The sequence below is a fragment of the Enterovirga sp. GCM10030262 genome (assembly GCF_042666435.1).
In the GTDB taxonomy this organism is placed as follows: Bacteria; Pseudomonadota; Alphaproteobacteria; order Sphingomonadales; family Sphingomonadaceae; genus Allosphingosinicella.
This window is the reverse complement of sequence record NZ_JBHTDC010000001.1, coordinates 1337164-1351295: the sequence shown is the minus strand read 5'-3', so window position 1 is coordinate 1351295 and position 14132 is coordinate 1337164. Positions and strand designations below refer to the sequence as shown.

Annotated in this window: 13 protein-coding genes; 5 read left to right on the top strand and 8 right to left on the bottom strand. The window is 66.5% G+C overall.

Translation table 11 applies throughout. From position 1 onward, the window contains the following. The first annotated feature begins 147 nt into the window (after positions 1 to 147). Positions 148 to 2193 (top strand): calcium-binding protein, encoded by a 2046-nt coding sequence (locus ACFQRC_RS06585; RefSeq protein WP_379959159.1) that lies wholly within the window; start codon positions 148 to 150, stop codon positions 2191 to 2193. Positions 2194 to 2201: 8 nt separating this feature from the next. On the opposite strand, the gene ACFQRC_RS06580 is transcribed toward ACFQRC_RS06585, so the two are convergent. Both ACFQRC_RS06580 and ACFQRC_RS06575 read right to left on the bottom strand, forming a co-directional pair. Beyond that, positions 2202 to 3236: an NAD(P)H-dependent flavin oxidoreductase gene (locus ACFQRC_RS06580; protein WP_379959157.1), complete on the bottom strand. Its 1035-nt coding sequence runs from the start codon at positions 3234 to 3236 to the stop codon at positions 2202 to 2204. A gap of 104 nt (positions 3237 to 3340) precedes the next feature. Next, positions 3341 to 4579 (bottom strand): aspartate kinase, encoded by a 1239-nt coding sequence (locus ACFQRC_RS06575; protein ID WP_379959154.1) that lies wholly within the window; start codon positions 4577 to 4579, stop codon positions 3341 to 3343. 55 nt (positions 4580 to 4634) lie between these two features. On the opposite strand from ACFQRC_RS06575, the gene ubiG reads away from it, so the two are divergent. Further along, positions 4635 to 5372 (top strand): bifunctional 2-polyprenyl-6-hydroxyphenol methylase/3-demethylubiquinol 3-O-methyltransferase UbiG, encoded by a 738-nt coding sequence (gene ubiG, locus ACFQRC_RS06570; protein WP_379959151.1) that lies wholly within the window; start codon positions 4635 to 4637, stop codon positions 5370 to 5372. A gap of 58 nt (positions 5373 to 5430) precedes the next feature. Here ubiG and groL read toward each other — a convergent pair whose 3' ends face one another. From groL to ACFQRC_RS06540, 6 genes are all read right to left on the bottom strand, one after another. After that, on the bottom strand, positions 5431 to 7047 hold the full coding sequence (gene groL / locus ACFQRC_RS06565; RefSeq protein ID WP_379959148.1) for a chaperonin GroEL: 1617 nt from the start codon (positions 7045 to 7047) through the stop codon (positions 5431 to 5433). 46 nt (positions 7048 to 7093) lie between these two features. Further along, on the bottom strand, positions 7094 to 7264 hold the full coding sequence (locus tag ACFQRC_RS06560; RefSeq protein ID WP_379959146.1) for a hypothetical protein: 171 nt from the start codon (positions 7262 to 7264) through the stop codon (positions 7094 to 7096). Further along, positions 7261 to 7467: a hypothetical protein gene (locus ACFQRC_RS06555; protein WP_379959144.1), complete on the bottom strand. Its 207-nt coding sequence runs from the start codon at positions 7465 to 7467 to the stop codon at positions 7261 to 7263. Before ACFQRC_RS06555 ends, ACFQRC_RS06560 begins: the two co-directional genes overlap by 4 nt. Then, positions 7464 to 7625 carry a hypothetical protein gene (locus ACFQRC_RS06550; protein WP_379959141.1) on the bottom strand — a complete coding sequence of 54 codons (162 nt, stop codon included), beginning with the start codon at positions 7623 to 7625 and terminating at the stop codon, positions 7464 to 7466. Before ACFQRC_RS06550 ends, ACFQRC_RS06555 begins: the two co-directional genes overlap by 4 nt. A gap of 244 nt (positions 7626 to 7869) precedes the next feature. Continuing rightward, positions 7870 to 8379 carry a DUF2059 domain-containing protein gene (locus ACFQRC_RS06545; RefSeq protein WP_379959138.1) on the bottom strand — a complete coding sequence of 170 codons (510 nt, stop codon included), beginning with the start codon at positions 8377 to 8379 and terminating at the stop codon, positions 7870 to 7872. A gap of 479 nt (positions 8380 to 8858) precedes the next feature. Further along, positions 8859 to 9533 (bottom strand): glutathione S-transferase family protein, encoded by a 675-nt coding sequence (locus ACFQRC_RS06540; protein ID WP_379959136.1) that lies wholly within the window; start codon positions 9531 to 9533, stop codon positions 8859 to 8861. A 137-nt stretch (positions 9534 to 9670) separates the two neighbouring features. On the opposite strand from ACFQRC_RS06540, the gene ACFQRC_RS06535 reads away from it, so the two are divergent. The 3 genes from ACFQRC_RS06535 to ACFQRC_RS06525 all read left to right on the top strand — a co-directional run bounded on the left by ACFQRC_RS06535 (position 9671) and on the right by ACFQRC_RS06525 (position 13963). Then, on the top strand, positions 9671 to 11842 hold the full coding sequence (locus ACFQRC_RS06535) for a prolyl oligopeptidase family protein (protein WP_379959133.1): 2172 nt from the start codon (positions 9671 to 9673) through the stop codon (positions 11840 to 11842). 169 nt (positions 11843 to 12011) lie between these two features. Then, on the top strand, positions 12012 to 12902 hold the full coding sequence (locus ACFQRC_RS06530) for a UDP-2,3-diacylglucosamine diphosphatase (RefSeq protein ID WP_379959131.1): 891 nt from the start codon (positions 12012 to 12014) through the stop codon (positions 12900 to 12902). Then, a complete protein-coding gene (locus ACFQRC_RS06525) occupies positions 12869 to 13963 on the top strand; it encodes a glycosyltransferase family 4 protein (RefSeq protein ID WP_379959129.1) in 1095 nt (364 codons plus the stop codon). Before ACFQRC_RS06530 ends, ACFQRC_RS06525 begins: the two co-directional genes overlap by 34 nt. Positions 13964 to 14132: the final 169 nt, after the last annotated feature.

Sequence of the window (14132 nt, the reverse complement as noted above, 5' to 3'; positions counted from 1 at the left end):
CAATGGCGGCGGTTCGTCGATGAAATCGTCGAGAATATCGCCGGTTGCGACCGCCCATCGCCGGCAGCCGCATCCCGGTCGCAAATGTCATCGCATATTCCGCGTCGACCCCCAGGAGGCCGCCGAAACGGCATAGGGAGCAAGCGCATGGCCATCATCGACGGAAACGACGACCCCGCTCTGGCGGAGACGATCGACGGCACCTATTTCGACGACCTCATCCGCGGTCTGTTCGGCGACGACACGATCCGGGGCGGCTACGGCAACGATACGCTTTGGGGGGATCGGGCCGACAATGTTTCCGGCGGCGGCGCCGACATCATCCGCGGCGGGCTCGGCGACGACCGGATCAATGGCGAGGCCGGGAACGACCGTTTGTTCGGCGACGCCGGCAACGACAGGATCACCGGCGGCGCCGGCCGGGATTCGCTGTGGGGCGGCGCGGGCTTCGACACCTTCTTTGTCGGCAACGTCGTCGAAATGGCCGGCGACCGGGTCGATGGCGGCTCCGGCACCGACTATCTGGTCGCCGATTTTTCGGGACGGACGACCCGCCTCGTTTTCCTCGCGCAGGATCCGCTGACCTCGTACCGGGTCTCCGGCGGCCTGACGATCGTCAACGTCGAACGTTATGAGATTGCCGGCACCGCGCTGGGCGACCGGCTCGGCGGCTGGAGGCACGACGATTACCTGCTCGGCGGCGGCGGCGACGACCTGGTCGAGGGCAATGAAGGCAATGATTCGCTTTTCGGCCAGGCTGGCAACGACCGGCTCTACGGAGGCGCCGGCGACGACCAGATATACGGGGACGATTTCAACCAGCCGTTCGGGGCCGACCGGATCTACGGTGGGGATGGAGACGATCGCCTGGCGGGCGCCGGCGGCGACGATCATATCGCGGGCGATGACGGCAGCGACCTCCTGCAGGGCGAAGACGGCGCCGACCGGCTCGGCGGGGGCCTCGGCGGCGATTATATCTATGGCGGCAATGGCGCGGATACGATCTTCGGCGGCGGCGGCGACGACATTATCGGATCGTTCCTTTCTTACTATGACGGCGCCGACGCAGGCGCGGAGCAGGACGTGATCGACGCCGGCGCCGGCAACGACCTGGTCGCCATCGGCGCGGGCGATACCGCGGCGGGCGGGACGGGCCAGGACACGATCCGGATGACGTTCGGCGCATCGTCGGTCGGAGTCGCCTACGCACTCACCGGCGCCGTCACCATCCTCGCCAACGGCGCGGTCGTGAGCGGATTCGAGAAGCTGAGTTTCGTCGGCGGCACGGGCGTCGACGACATCACCGGCGGCGGGCTGGAGGACATGCTCTTCGGCGGCGGCGGCGGTGACGTGCTGCGCGGCGACGGCGGCAACGACATCCTGCGCGGCGACGACGGCGACGATCGCCTGGAAGGCGGCGCCGGAAACGACATTCTCTACGACGACGGCACCGGCGCCGACCAGCTTTCCGGCGGCGACGGCGACGACATCCTCCATGGCAGGAGCGGCGGCGACAATCTGTCGGGCGACGGCGGCGACGATGTCTTCCGGATGTCTCTCGACGACGGCGCCGCGGACGCGATCGACGGCGGCGAGGGAAGGGACACGGTCAGCTTCGGCTTTGGCGCCGCCTCGGTCTATCTCGACCTCGCCCACCAGGCCAGGAACGACGGCGCCGCGGACAACGATTCCTATTCGTCCGTCGAGATTTTCGAGGGAAGCTTCTACAACGACATCATGTTCGGGAACGGCGCAGCCAATATCCTGCTCGGCGGCAATGCGGACGATGTCCTGAACGGCCGCGGCGGCAACGACATATTGGACGGCGGCGACGATGCCGACACGCTGACCGGCGGCGGCGGCGCGGATCGGTTCATTCTCGAGCCGGGCGCGAGCTACAATTCGGACTGGCCCGGCGACGTCATCACCGATTTCACGCGCGGTGAGGACAGGCTGGAGATTCCCGCCAGCTGGTTCCACGCGTCGATCTCATCGGAGTTTCCCGAATTTCGGGTCGAGCTCGGCACCGAACTGGTCTCGACGGGAAGCGGTCCGATGTTCCTGTTCGAAACCGACGCGTCGCGGCTCTGGTACGACGCCGACGGCGCGGGCGGCGAGGAAAGCCTGGTCCTGATCGCGACGCTGGAAGGCGTGACGACCCTGGCCGTCACGGACTTCATCTTCCCCGGCTGAGGGGAGCGTCAGTGGCTGCGCCGCTCCAGCGCGTGCGCGGCCTCGTCGATCAGGGTGCGGAGGATGTCGGCGACCGGCTCCTCCTTCTTGACCATGCCGACCGACTGGCCGGCCATGACCGAGCCGCTCTCGACGTCGCCGTCGATGACGGCGCGCTTCAGGGCGCCGGCCCAATAATGTTCGATCTGGAGCTGGGCCTCGGCCATCTCGACGGCGCCCTCGTCGAGTAGCTGCGCGACCTCGCGCTGCTTGGCGGAGAAATTCTCCATCTCGCGATTCTTGAGCGCGCGAACCGGGATGACGGGGAGGCGGGGGTCGATCTGGACGCTGGGGATGGCGTCGCGGGCGGAGGCGCGGATGAACGCCTTCTTGAAATTGGGGTGGGCGATGCATTCGTCGGCGCAGACGAAGCGGGTGCCGAGCTGAACGCCCGACGCGCCCATTTCGAGATAGCCGGCCATCAGCCCGCCCTTGCCGATGCCGCCGGCGACGAAGACGGGCACGTCCGCGCCGACCTCGGGCAGAATCTCCTGAGCGAGGACGGAGGTGGAGACAGGGCCGATATGGCCACCCGCCTCCATTCCCTCGATGACCAGCGCGTCGACGCCGGAGCGGATCAGCTTCTTCGCCAGGGCAAGCGCGGGAGCGAAACAGACGAGCTTCGCGCCGCCTTCCTTGACGCGCTCGATCGAACCGGTCGGGGGGAGGCCGCCGGCGAAGACGACGTGGCTGACCTCGTGGCGCTTGCAGGTCTCGATCAGCTCCGACAGCATCGGATGCATGGTGATGAGGTTGACCCCGAACGGGCGATCGGTTCGCTTTTTCGTCTCGGCGATCTCGGTGTCGAGCAGGTCGGGCGTCATCGCGCCGCAGGCGATGACGCCGAAGGCGCCGGCATTGGAGAGCGCCGAGACGAGGTTGCGCTCGGAAATCCAGCTCATCGCGCCGCCCATGATCGCGACCTCGCAGCCGAGGAAATCGGTGCCGCGCTTCATCAGGCGGGCGAGGCGGTCGTGGCCCAGTGAGATCTGTGCGTCGTTCATATTCACTCCGTCACCCCAGCGAAGGCTGGGGTCTCAGGCCGGATAGGGTGCCGGCGTCTTTCTGGTCCCGTGATGCCAGCCTCCGCTGGCATCACGGGGGCTGTTCACGCCTCGCTCTCCGCGTCGAGGCCGTAGGCGGTGTGGAGCACCCGCACGGCCAGCTCGGTATAATCTTCGGGGATCAGCACCGAGACCTTGATCTCGCTGGTGGTGATGGCGAGGAGGTTGATGCCGCGGTCGGCGAGCGTCCTGAACATCAAAGCGGCGACGCCGGGATTGCCGCGCATGCCGACGCCGACGATGCTGACCTTGGTGATGGCGGTGTCGGTGAGGATGTCGGCAAAGCCGATTTCGCTCCTGAGCCGTTCCAGCACGTCCACCGCCTGCGCCAGCGCGGTCGCGGGAACGGTGAAGGTGAGGTCGGTGCGCTCGCCCGCCCGGGGCACGCTCTGGACGATCATGTCCACATTGACGCCGGCCTCGGCGAGCGGGCCGAAGACCGAGGCCGCGGCGGCGGGGGTATCGGGCATCGCGGTGAGGGTCATCCTCGCCTCGTTCTTTTCATAGGCGATGCCGGTGATGACTTGGCGTTCCATATCTTCCTCGATTGCGTTTTCGGCGACGACCATCGTGCCGGGGCGGTCGTCGAAAGAGGACAGCACCTTGATCGGGATTTTCTCGCGCATGGCGAGGCCGACCGAGCGGGTCTGGAGCACCTTGGCGCCGACGCTGGCGAGCTCCAGCATCTCTTCATAGGTGATGACCGGGATCTTGCGCGCCCTCGGCACGATGCGGGGGTCGGTCGTGTAGACGCCGTCGACGTCGGTATAGATGTCGCAGCGGTCGGCCTTCATCGCTGCCGCGACCGCCACCGCCGAGGTGTCCGAGCCGCCCCGGCCCAGGGTCGCGAGGCTGCCGTCGGCGGCGAGGCCCTGGAATCCCGGTATGACGGCGATGCCGCTCTCGTCGAACACCCGCTCCAGCACGTCGGCGTCGACGCCGTCGATGAGGGCGGCGGCGTGGCCGGCCGAGGTCCGGATCGGAAGCTGCCAGCCCATATAGGAGCGCGCATTGAGGCCCATGCCGGTGAGCGTGATGGCGAGCAGGCCGCTGGTCACCTGCTCGCCCGATGCGACCACCACGTCATATTCGCGCGGGTCGTAGAGCGACGAGGCCTCGCGGCAGAAATGGATCAAGCGGTCGGTCTCTCCCGCCATGGCGGAGACGACGACGGCGACCTGGTGGCCCGCCTCGGCCTCGCGCTTCACCAGCCCCGCGACGTGGCGGATTCGCTCGATGCCGGCCATCGAGGTGCCGCCGAATTTCATGACGATGCGGGCCATGCGTCTCGCTTGGGAAAGCCTTGGGAAGGAAGCGCGGTCCTGATAAGGGGGCGCCATGGCACATGCAAGCGAGCCGCTCGGCACGATCGACCCGAAGGAGGCGGCGCATTTCGGCCGGATGGCCGCCGACTGGTGGAACCCGAAAGGCTCGTCGGCCCTGCTTCACAAGATGAACCCGGTTCGGCTCGGCTATGTCCGCGACCGGATCGACCATCACTGGCGGATCGACGAACATGAGCGTCGGCCCTTGGCGGGCAAGCGGGTGGCCGACGTCGGCTGCGGCGCCGGGCTGCTGGCGGAGCCGCTGGCGCGGCTGGGAGCGGAGGTCACCGCGATCGACGCCGCGTCGGAGACGATCGCGGTAGCGCGGCGCCATGCCGAGGGGCAGGGGCTGGCGATCGACTATCGCGTCGGCGGCATCGAGACGCTGGAAGGCACGTACGATCTCGTCACCTCGCTGGAGGTGGTCGAGCATGTGAGCGATCCCCGCGCCTTCGTCGCCGGGCTGGCGGGCGCGCTGGCGTCGGACGGGCTGCTGATCCTGTCGACGCCCAACAGGACGGCGCGCTCGCGGCTGATGATGATCGTGCTCGGCGAAGGCTCCGGCCGCATCCCGAAGGGTACCCACGACTGGGACAAGTTCCTGACGCCCGACGAGCTCGGCGCGCTGCTCGGGGATGCCGGGCTGGAGGTGGTGGACATGACCGGCCTGGCCTTCTCGCTCACCCGTGGCTTCAGCCTCTCTGACGACAAGTCGCTGGACTATTTCGTGACCGCGAAGCGGGCAGGCTGACCCGGGCGGCCTCGCCCTCGATCGTGCCGATGCCTTCGCGGGTCGCCTCGGCGTCCTTTTAGCCGAAGCGAGTGCCCGGCGTGCCGCTATCCTCCTCGTCCCATTCCGTCACGCCGGCTTCGGTGGTGACGATCATGCCGGCGACCGAAGCCGCGTCCTGCAGCGCCGAGCGGACGACCTTGGTCGGATCGACCACGCCGGCGGCGATGAGATTCTCGTAGACCTCGGTCTGGGCGTTGAAGCCCATCGTCTCGTCGCCGCCATCGAGCAGCCGGCCGGCGACGACCGCCCCGTCGATGCCGGCATTCTCGGCGATCTGTCGAAGCGGCGCCCGCAGCGCGCGGCGAATGATGTCGATGCCGCGCGCCTGGTCCTCGTTCGGCGGGTTGATGCCGTCGAGCGATCTGGCGGCGTAGAGCAGGGCCGTGCCGCCGCCGGGCACGATCCCTTCCTCGACCGCGGCGCGAGTGGCGTGGAGCGCGTCCTCGATCCGGTCCTTGCGTTCCTTGACCTCGGTCTCGCTGGCCCCGCCGACCTTGATGACGGCGACGCCGCCGGACAATTTGGCGAGCCGTTCCTGCAATTTCTCCATGTCATATTCGCTGTCGGACCGTTCGATCTGGCCGCGAATCTGCTCGGCGCGGGCCTGGATGTCCTCCTTCGAGCCGGCGCCGTCGATGATCGTGGTCTTGTCCTTGTCGATCGTCACGCGCTTGGCGGTGCCGAGCAGGTCGAGCGTGACGGTTTCCAGCTTGAGGCCGAGCTCCTCGGAGATCGCCTGCCCCTTGGTCAGCACGGCGAGATCCTCGAGCATCAGCCGGCGGCGGTCGCCGAAGCCGGGCGCCTTGACCGCCGCGACCTTGAGGCCGCCGCGCAATTTGTTGACGACGAGCGTAGCAAGGGCCTCGCCCTCGATGTCCTCGGCGATGATCAGCAAAGGCCGGCCGGATTGCGACACCGCCTCGAGCAGGGGGAGCAGATCCTGCAGCTTGCCGAGCTTGCGCTCGTGGAGGAGGATGTAGGGGTCGTTCATCTCGACGATCATCTTCTCGGCGTCGGTGATGAAGTAGGGCGAGAGGTAACCGCGGTCGAACTGCATGCCTTCGACCAGCTCGAGCTCCAGGGTCAGGCCGGTGGCTTCCTCGACGGTGATGACGCCTTCCTTGCCGACCTTGTCCATCGCCTCGGCGATCGAGCGGCCGACCTCCTCGTCGCCATTGGCGGAGATGATGCCGACCTGGGCGATCTCGTTTGTGCTCGACACCGGCCGCGAGCGCGCCTTCAGATCCTCGACCACCTTCGCGACGGCGAGGTCGATGCCGCGCTTCAGATCCATCGGGTTGGCGCCGGCGGAGACCGACTTCATGCCCTCATGGACGATCGCCTGGGCGAGCACGGTGGCGGTGGTGGTGCCGTCGCCGGCATGGTCGCTGGTCCGGGTCGCGACGACCCGCAGCAATTGCGCGCCCATGTTGGCGAACTTGTCGGAAAGCTCGATCTCCTTGGCGACCGTCACCCCGTCCTTGGTGATGCGCGGGGAGCCGTAGCCCTTGTCGAGGAGGACATTGCGGCCCTTGGGGCCGAGCGTCACCTTGACGGAATTGGCGAGGATATCGACTCCGCGCACGATGCCTTCGCGCGCGTCGCGGGCAAATCGGACGTCTTTGGCTGCCATGATCGTGAATCGCTTTCGGTAGAAGGAAGGAGGGGGACGCCGGCCCTCAGTGGAAGGTCGCGCCGGCTCCCGAGAGCGCCGCGTCGCGGGCGCGGCCGCGATAGACGCGCGCCATGTTCAGGTGGACGGCGCGCTCGGCCGGGTCCGACGCCTGCTCGGCCAGATATTCGGCCCCGGCCTGGAGCTCGGCATAATAGATCGCGTCGCCCGGCCTCATTTGAACAGGCCGGCCTTGGCCGCCTTGACCTTGGGCGGGGTGCGCGCCGCGATCCGCGCGGCGGCTTCGTCGACGTTGGCGATCAGACGCAGCCACACGCCGTGCGACCGACGAAAGCGGTCGCGGTCGCGCTCGTTGGTGGCGTTGTCCAGATCGACCAGAGCCTCGGCGGCGCGGGTCTTATATTCCTCGGTCTTGGTCATTGTCCGGTCTCCTCGTCGGATGGCTCGCCGCAGGCCATGGCGAGCAGGCTGTAGCGCCCGGCGAGCTCGAAATGGATGAGCCGCGCTTCGGATGAGGTCGCGCGCCTCGCCATCGCGCCGGCGGCGCGCTCGCGCCCGAGCCAGTAGGTCTGTTCCATCGGAGTCACCTCGATTGGCAAGCGAGAGCATCTCGTCTCTCTGTCACAGGATGCTTGCGTGATGTGCAGGTGATGGCGGCGGCCTAGCACGTCTTGTGCCAAGTAGCGAGGGAATAGGGAGGGTCCCCGCATCGCGGGCTTCCCCGTGCAAGTTCACGAACTTTTCGGAATGAGGCTGCTTTTCAATCCTATCCACGCGGGAGGGCGGTATGAAAACACGCCTGTAGGAAAATCGTTTCGGTCCTTATTGCATCATCTCGGCTTCGACCCGCTCCATCGCGCGGGGGAGCACCGCCATGCCGACCTTCATCCCGACAGACTCGCCGACGGATTTGAGTTGCGCTTCGAACACCGGCTCCAGGCCGACATATTTCGCGCCCACGCCCGACGAAAAGAAGCGGTTCAACTCTTCCAGCTCGGCCGTGGTCAGCCTCCCGCGATAGGCTTCGGCGAGCTCAGCCTTTATCTCGGGGAAGCCCTTGCGCATCTCCGCCAGGAATGTCTCGGCCAGGATTTGCTCGAGCCTTTCCCGGCCGCCTCTGCCTTTGGTCGTGATCTCCTGGATCGTCGCGCGCGTCGCCTCCTCGCGCTCCAGCTGGGCGACCACCTGCGCCCCGAATAACGGTCCCAGGTCCTTGAACACGGATTCGAGCGCGCGATCGGTCTGCATCGTCTCGACGAGCTGCGCGGCCGGGTCCGCGGCCGAAGCCGGGGCGGCCAGCCCGATCAGGATGGCAAAGACAATTGCGCGCATTCTTCTTCCCCCTCGATTGTCCGCGCTCTGGTGCCGTGGCTTGGAGCGCGTCGTCAAGATCGGAGCGGCTATCCCCGTATTGCGTGGAATTGGTGGACGGAATTTTTCTGGATGTCCGGAATTGCCGCGTCCCCGGAAATGCCAGATTGAACGATCTGAAAGCTGGGTGACGACTCACAAGGAATAGTTTTATTATCGCCTGATGTTTGAGCTTAAGATAGGCGAGACACATTACTACCCGCCTGTTGGGCGGTGTATATATTGCGGAACGGAGGAGTCTCCGCTCGGCAAGGAGCACGTCGTGCCTTAAGATCGTTCCGACTCTCAAGAACTGGCTCAAGAGCGAGCCGATAGTGGAGCCTCTCCCGGGGCTGAAGGTCGTCCCAAGGTAGGCCCTCATTGGCAATTCCGGCGCAATTCCGGGAACACGAGACTCAATTCCGCGCTGGCGGTTCTGTCGGCTGGGCCGCAGGGTTGCGTTAGAAAAAATCGACCTTGTCGTAATGGGCGGGCGGGGCGATGACTTCCATGCGTTCGGCGAGCAGGGGGCGGAAGGTGGGGCGGCTCTTCATCACCGCATACCAGTCGGTCGTCTGTTTGTGGCCGCGCCAGTCGATGCCGCCGAGATAGTCGGCGACCGAGAGGTGGGCGGCGGCGGTCAGATCGGCGAGGCTGAGGACGGGGCCGGCGAGCCAGCGGCGGTGATCGAGCAGATAGTCGATATAATCGAGATGGCTGTTGGCGATCTTCATCGCTTCGCGCAGCACCCTGGTGTCGGGCGGGTCGCGCTGGACGAGGCGCTTGCGCATCCTCTCCTCGAGCAAAGGGCCGACGACCTCGCCATGGAGGCGGCCGTCGAACCAGGCGACCAGCCGGCGCACCTCGGCGCGGTTGGCGGCGGTGCCCGGGATCATCGGCGCCTTGTCGATCGTCTCCTCGAAATATTCCGAGATCGCGCTCGAATCGATGAGGACGATGCCGCGGCTCTCCTCGACCAGCACCGGCGTCTGGCCGGCGGGGTTGAGGTCGATGAACTCGTCGCGCTTCAGCCAGGGCGATTCGCGGACCAGCTCATGCGCCACGCCCTTCTCGCCCAGCATCAGCCGGACCTTGCGCGAGAAGGGACAGAGCGGGAATTGATAGAGTTGCCACATGGAGCGCGACTCATAGCGCCGCCTTGCGCCGCGTCCACCGGTCGATCCCACTTTATTCGCCGGCGCCGGCGGGCTTTGACAACAAGGTGGCGACCCGCTTAGCTCCGCGCCTCCTCATCCTTGCGAGAACCCCATCCATGCGCCACGCCGCCCGTCTGCTCCTCCTCCCCCTCCTCACCCTTGCCGGAACCCAGGCCATCGCCATGCAAACCGACAGCGCCGCCCAAGTCGCGGCCGCTCCGCTCACCTATCCCCAGACTGCGCGCGGCGACGTGGTCGAGACGCAGTTCGGTGTCGCCGTCGCGGACCCCTATCGCTGGCTCGAGAATGACGTGCGCGAGGACCAGGCGGTCCGCGACTGGGTGACGGCGCAGAATGCGGTGACCGACGCCTATCTGGAGACGCTGCCGGGGCGCGACATCTTCGCCGCGCGGATGACGGAGCTTTACGATTACGAGCGGTTCGGCGTGCCCGAGAAGAAAGGCGGCCGCTATTTCTACACGCGCAACGACGGCCTCCAGAACCAGGCGGTCCTGTTCGTCCGCGACAGCGTCGATGGCGAGGGGCGGATGCTGATCGACCCCAACAGCTGGTCGAAGGACGGCGCGACCGCGCTCGCCGGCTGGGTGCCTTCGGAGGATGGCAGCCGAATCGTCTATGCCGTGCAGGACGGCGGCACCGACTGGCGGACGGTGAAGGTGCTCGACGTCGCCACCGGCCAGCCGCTCGCCGACACGGTGGAATGGGTCAAATTCTCCAACCTCGCCTGGGCGAAGGACGGCTCCGGCTTCTATTATTCGCGCTTTCCCGAGACGGCCGAGGGCGAGAAATTCCAGGCGCTGAACGAGAATCAGGCGGTCTATTTCCACAGGCTCGGCACGCCGCAATCCGCCGACGTCCAGATCTATGCGACGCCGGGCGAGCCCAAGCGCGGGCATAGCGCGGAAGTGTCGGACGACGGCAAGTGGCTGGTAATCACCACGTCGGAAGGGACGGACGACAAATATGCGGTGACCCTGATCGACCTCGAAGCGCCGGGCGCAGCGCCGCGCAGGCTCATCGAGCGGCTGGAGAATAATTGGTCCTATGTCGGCAATGAAGGGACGCGGTTCTTCTTCGCCACCAACAAGGACGCGCCACGGCTCAGGCTGGTGACGCTCGACATCGCCGAAGCCGATCCACAGCCGGTCGAGATCGTCGCCCAGGACGAGGCGACCCTCGATGGCGCCTCGATCGTCGGCGACACTTTGATCGCTTCCTATCTGGTCGACGCCAAGACCGAAGTCCGGCGCTTCGGGCTCGACGGGACGCCGAGGGGCACGATCGCGCTGCCCGGCATCGGCACCGCCACCGGCTTCGACGGCGATGCCGGCGATCCGGAGACGTTCTTCGCCTTCACCAGCTTCGCCACGCCGACCGCCATCTACCGCTACGACGCCGCGACCGGACAGGCGGCGCCCTGGGCGCAGCCGGAGCTGAAGTTCGACCCTGCCGCCTATGAGGTCGGCCAGCGTTTCTACACGTCGAAGGACGGGACGCGCGTACCGATGTTCGTGGTCCACAAGAAGGGGTTGACCGGGCCGGCGCCGACCTTGCTCTACGGCTATGGCGGCTTCAACGTCTCGCTGACGCCCGCTTATTCGGCGACGCGCATCGCCTGGATGGAGCAGGGCGGGGTGCTGGCCGTCGCCAACCTTCGCGGCGGCGGCGAATATGGCAAGGCGTGGCACGATGCCGGCCGCCTCGCCGACAAGCAGAATGTGTTCGACGATTTCATCGCCGCCGGGGAATATCTGATCGCGCAAGGGATCACGTCGAAGGACCAGCTCGCCATTCAGGGCGGCTCCAACGGCGGGCTCCTGGTCGGCGCGGTCGTCAACCAGCGGCCGGACCTGTTCGCCGCCGCGCTTCCGGCCGTCGGCGTGATGGACATGCTCCGCTTCGACCGCTTCACCGCCGGCCGCTACTGGGTCGATGATTACGGCTATCCGTCGAGGCAGGAGGATTTCGGGATCCTCCACGCTTATTCGCCCTACCACAATATCGCGCAGGCGGATTATCCGCCGGTGCTGGCGACGACCGCCGACACCGACGACCGCGTCGTGCCCGGCCACAGCTTCAAATATATCGCGGCGATGCAGCAGGCCGATCCCGACGGCGCGCCCCACCTCATCCGCATCGAGACCCGAGCCGGCCATGGGTCGGGCAAGCCGACCGACAAGATCATCGAGGAATATGCCGACATGTGGGCCTTCATCGCCCACCATACGGGCATGAAGGTGGGCGCCGGTGGATCGACGGCGCCCTGAGGGTCTGCTTCATCTCATCGGCGTCGGCGATCCGCGCAAGGATGAAGCCGCCTGAGCACGTCCGGCCGATGGGTTGCGGCTGACCAGGGACTTGTTCGCCGCCCGCGATTCGTCGTGTAACATTTCCAAGATACACGCTCGTAGCCAGACCCGAATTGGGGAGGCGCAAGTGACTGTTCATGCAAGAATTAAGGGCGCGGGGATCGCCGAGGCCGGAGCGTCGGAGCGGCTTCGCAAGTGCATCTCCAAGATAGACAAGAGCGTCGGGCCGTCCGGCAGCCCAAGGCGGCGCTACCGGACAATCTGGATTTCCGACGTGCACCTCGGCACGCGCGGATGCAACGACCGGCTGCTGATCGACTTCCTCGACCATGTCGACTCCGATACGCTTTATCTGGTCGGCGATATCATCGACGGCTGGCGGATGAAGAAACGCTATTACTGGCCGGAGCGCCACAACGCGATCGTCAGCCGGGTGATGAAGCGCGCCAAGCGCGGGACCGAGGTGATCTACATACCCGGCAATCATGACGAGATGTTCCGCCAATATGCGGGCATGAATTTCGGCGGCGTCCAGATCCGCGACAAAGCCATTCATCGCACCGCCGACGGCCGCCAGTTGCTCGTGCTCCATGGCGACGAGTTCGACGCGGTCGTGATGGGCCATCGTTGGCTCGCCTTCGCGGGCGACGCGGCTTACGAATTCCTGATGAAGCTGAACGTCGTCGTGAACGGCGTCCGCCGCCGCTTCGACCTGCCTTACTGGTCGCTCAGCAAGCACCCCAAGCGCAAGGTCAAGAACGCGGTAGAATTCATCTCCCGCTTCGAGCAGGCGGTCGCGCACGAGGCGCGAGCGCGCAAGGTCGACGGCGTCGTCTGCGGCCATGTCCACACCGCCGAGGAACGCGATTTCGACGGCATCACTTATTATAATGACGGCGACTGGGTGGAAGGATGCACCGCCTTGGTCGAGCATTATGATGGAAGGATGGAAATCCTCCACTGGGCGGACGAGATCGCCGCGAGGTGCGCGACGGCGTCGGTCAGGGCCGCCGCCTGATGCGGATTGCGATCGTCACCGACGCCTGGGAGCCGCAGGTGAACGGGGTCGTCCGCACCCTGCGGGCGGTGCTCGGCGAGTTGGAAAAGGCGGGACACGAGGTAAGCGTCATCGCCCCCGACCAGTTCGCGTCGCTGCCCTGCCCGACCTATCCCGAGATCAGGCTCGTTTTGGCCGGCCGGCGGCGGGTGGGGCAGGCCATCGACGCGATCGTGCCGGACGCGATCCATATCGCGACCGAGGGTCCGCTGGGGGTGGCGGCGCGCCGCTGGTGCCTCGATCACGAACTCGCCTTCACCACCGCTTATCATACCCAGTTTCCGGATTATCTCGCGGCGCGAACCGGCCTGCCGGCGGATTGGTTCTGGCGCTACATCAGCTGGTTTCACCGCCCGGCGCGGGCGGTGCTGGTATCGACACCGAGCGTCGCCCGGCAGCTCGCCGCGCATGGCATTCATCGGACTCTCCCGTGGGGCAGAGGGGTCGATCTGGATCGCTTTCGCCCCGACATAGCGCCACATCCGGCGCTGTCCGGCCTGAAGCGACCGGTTCAGCTCTACGTTGGACGGGTCGCGATCGAGAAGAATATCGAGGCGTTCCTCGCCACCCGCCATCCAGGCAGCAAAGTCGTGGTGGGCGACGGGCCAGCCCTGGGCGCGCTCAGGCGGCGCTACCCCGATGTGTCGTTCGCGGGGGCGCTGCACGGCTCCGCGCTCGCCTCCGCTTATGCAAGCGCGGACGTGTTCGTTTTTCCGAGCCGGACGGACACGTTCGGGCTGGTGATGATCGAAGCGCTCGCCTGCGGCACGCCGGTCGCCGCTTATCCGGTTTCCGGACCGCGCGACGTTCTGCGCGAGGGCGTCGGGGTCATGAACGAGGATCTGGACCAGGCTATTGCGGGGGCGCTGGCCTGCGACCGGGCCGCCTGCGCCGCATACGGACGCGGCTTCAGCTGGGAAGCGAGCGCCAGGCAGTTCGAAGCCGGGCTGGCGCGGATCGGCGGCCCCGAGCCCGCTCGTCAGGCGAGCGAGGCGGGGTCGCGCGAATCGGTCCCGGCCTGACGGCTGCGCGAGCCGATCCCGGTCTGCGCGACGAGCCCGAGACGGTCGGCGAGGAGGATACAAAGGCAGGCGGCCAGTTTCAGGAGAAGCAGGACGATATCCGCCAACCCTTTGACTATATCCGATACCCGCATCCTTGTTGCTCCTCCTGATCGTCGGCGGGACCCTT

Excerpts from the sequence above, each read along its gene's own strand:
- ACFQRC_RS06585 (WP_379959159.1), top strand. The coding sequence starts at position 148 with ATGGCCATCATCGACGGAAACGACGACCCCGCTCTGGCGGAGACGATC.
- ACFQRC_RS06580 (WP_379959157.1), bottom strand. The coding sequence starts at position 3,236 with ATGAACGACGCACAGATCTCACTGGGCCACGACCGCCTCGCCCGCCTG.
- ACFQRC_RS06575 (WP_379959154.1), bottom strand. The coding sequence starts at position 4,579 with ATGGCCCGCATCGTCATGAAATTCGGCGGCACCTCGATGGCCGGCATC.
- ubiG (WP_379959151.1), top strand. The coding sequence starts at position 4,635 with ATGGCACATGCAAGCGAGCCGCTCGGCACGATCGACCCGAAGGAGGCG.
- groL (WP_379959148.1), bottom strand. The coding sequence starts at position 7,047 with ATGGCAGCCAAAGACGTCCGATTTGCCCGCGACGCGCGCGAAGGCATC.
- ACFQRC_RS06560 (WP_379959146.1), bottom strand. The coding sequence starts at position 7,264 with ATGAGGCCGGGCGACGCGATCTATTATGCCGAGCTCCAGGCCGGGGCC.
- ACFQRC_RS06555 (WP_379959144.1), bottom strand. The coding sequence starts at position 7,467 with ATGACCAAGACCGAGGAATATAAGACCCGCGCCGCCGAGGCTCTGGTC.
- ACFQRC_RS06550 (WP_379959141.1), bottom strand. The coding sequence starts at position 7,625 with ATGGAACAGACCTACTGGCTCGGGCGCGAGCGCGCCGCCGGCGCGATG.
- ACFQRC_RS06545 (WP_379959138.1), bottom strand. The coding sequence starts at position 8,379 with ATGCGCGCAATTGTCTTTGCCATCCTGATCGGGCTGGCCGCCCCGGCT.
- ACFQRC_RS06540 (WP_379959136.1), bottom strand. The coding sequence starts at position 9,533 with ATGTGGCAACTCTATCAATTCCCGCTCTGTCCCTTCTCGCGCAAGGTC.
- ACFQRC_RS06535 (WP_379959133.1), top strand. The coding sequence starts at position 9,671 with ATGCGCCACGCCGCCCGTCTGCTCCTCCTCCCCCTCCTCACCCTTGCC.